The sequence below is a fragment of the Oleiphilus sp. HI0079 genome (assembly GCF_001635105.1).
On the sequence record NZ_LWFT01001003.1, the window covers coordinates 1 to 1,684 of the forward strand.

A 1,684-nucleotide genomic window follows, 5' to 3' on the forward strand; every position below is an offset into this window, starting at 1 on the left:
AAGAGCAAGCCCCCACCACATGACATGCATTAAGTCGCGAACGCTGTGGCTAAATGCGCCTAGCCAATGGCTGTGCTCAAGATCTAGAAAACTCAGTAAATAGAAGACGGACACGCCAATCAATGATCCCCAAAGTAACCAATCGGTTTTATTGGGCGCCGGGGCGCAGCAGTTTTCTTCTTGTTTGGTATCGTGGCACGAGTTCGTTTCGATAGGCTTTGGCGCACAACAACTTGAGGTCATGTCCGACTTGCATGACGCAGGGGTGGTTTGTTCGTGCACACAATCCGCGCCTTGCTCGGACTCTATTTTGTTACTTGATATGCAGTGCTGATTATCTTTATCGCGCATGTTTTATTCCTTTCCGCTCATCAGGTCACCATTGCTCAGCCCCGCTATAATTGCGCACTGCGCTTCTTCATCGCCACGGCATTGGTTAGCGAGATCTAGTAGAGAAGATTTAATCGTTTCGAGAGTTCGAATCTGTTCTTCTATATGGCTTACCTTATCGAGTACGAAGCCTTTGACGTGTTTGCTGTGCCGATGTTGATTACGGAATAGTTCCAGTAAGGTCCTGCATTCTTCAATTGTGAAACCAACTTTTCTAGCGGAGGCAAGAAACCGCAACTCATTGATTTGCGCCTCTTCGTAGTTACGATAGCCATTGTTGGCGCGCTGACTGCTTACCAGCCCAATGCTTTCATAATAGCGAAGGGTTTTATCGCTTAATCCGCTGCGTTTTGCTGCCTGACCGATGTTCATCTCAATACCCCTGGAGAGCTGATTCTAGGAAGAATAAAGCTTACAGCTACTGTAAGGTCAAGCCTTTACTGCGTATTTACTTACTTGGTGGTCTTGTTGGGTGAGCGCTTGGCAAGCGACTTTTCGGTGATCTTTAGTGCCTGTCCTACTGTTTTGAAAATCGGCGTCGATATCGATTTGTGCCCTGTTTCTATGGGTTTGGAGAAGAGGTTGATGACGGGCAGTGCATGGAAGCGATCATAGTACTCGTTGCTAATCGAATCATGCATGGTATGTGCAGTGTGTGAAACTTTGTGGCCCATTTGCAGAGCAAAACGTATTGAATCACTGAGGTAGGAACCGTCTGCTTGAGCGAGAAATAAGGGTGTGTTTTTGTTTGGCAGAACAGGGTGCAGTATTCTCAGCGGTATGCTTTTTTCTCGTTGAGCCTCTATCCAGGGCGATAAGAATTTGTAGACTTGTGGGCTACGTGCAAGCGTAAAATGGTCAAGGCCACTGAAGTGTTGGTTCTCTCGTTCTTCTAATGCTACATCGGGGTGTGCGCTGCTTTTAACTACCAGGCTATCTCCAATGAATGCATTTTCAATAAGCTCGGCGATATCGGATGTCGATTTGAGAAGTCCGCCGCTTATGAAGCAGTGCTTGGCAGTCGAATGAAACGCTTCTTTGTTGTCTTTGAAGCCATCATGCAGGTCTTTTATGCCCTGGCTTCGCAGTTCAGCCCAAGAGTGCCAGATGTTGAGATACGGTTGTGTGAGGCTTTTAATCAGGTTGCTGGTCGTCTTTCCAGCCCGCTCGAGCTTTGCTCCCTCGTGTGGCGTGCCAATGTAAACGCAAGCATGTAACTTGTTGGTCCAGCCTTTGTCAAAATCAAGCTGGGCATGGCGTATCAACAGTCCACCCATGCTGAACCCGACGAGGA

2 protein-coding genes and 1 pseudogene are annotated in these 1,684 nt (G+C 47.7%); all 3 read right to left on the reverse strand.

The window, feature by feature from the left end; genetic code table 11:
* Positions 1-351, reverse strand: a pseudogene (locus A3750_RS18145) (hypothetical protein); the annotation flags it as partial.
* Between the two features lie 3 nt (positions 352-354).
* Positions 355-762, reverse strand: a complete 408-nt coding sequence (locus A3750_RS18150) for a MerR family transcriptional regulator (RefSeq protein WP_068453686.1) — start codon at positions 760-762, stop codon at positions 355-357.
* A gap of 80 nt (positions 763-842) precedes the next feature.
* On the reverse strand, positions 843-1,684 hold an 842-nt coding region (locus tag A3750_RS26355; RefSeq protein WP_197475139.1), incomplete at its 5' end, for a hypothetical protein.

What these genes read in the sequence shown, in the direction of transcription:
- A3750_RS18150 (WP_068453686.1), bottom strand. Translation starts at nt 762, where the DNA reads ATGAACATCGGTCAGGCAGCAAAACGCAGCGGATTAAGCGATAAAACC.